The 321-nt window shown below is 54.5% G+C and carries 1 pseudogene; it reads left to right on the top strand.

Going from position 1 to position 321, the window contains the following annotated elements:
* Window positions 1-218, top strand: a pseudogene (locus tag Q4563_RS18185) (tryptophan--tRNA ligase); the annotation flags it as partial.
* Between the last annotated feature and the right edge of the window lie 103 nt (window positions 219-321).

Here is a 321-nt window from a genome sequence, read left to right as displayed (position 1 = left end):
CCTTTGCTGATGGTATTGCCTGGGGTGAAGCGAAGAAACAACTGTTCGAGCTGATCAACGCTGAGCTGGCTGAATCACGGGAGCGTTACAACGACTTGATGAGCCGTCCCCAGGATATCGAAGAACAGCTGCAGGCCGGTGCTGCCCGCGCTCGCGCCATCAGTGAACCCATGATGGCTGAGGTGCGGCAGGCGGTAGGTATCGCCCGCTTGTTTTGAAAACCCGTTCGGTGAATCGGGTTATCCGTATTTGTTGTCACTGGCACCTGCGTTTGGCAGGTAGTCCGTATCAGGATCAATACAAGAGGGATGTTATTTGAGC

The sequence above is a fragment of the Gilvimarinus sp. 1_MG-2023 genome, from assembly GCF_030548285.1.
The sequence above is the reverse complement of the archived record's forward strand: the minus strand, read 5'-3'. Positions and strand labels throughout refer to the sequence as shown.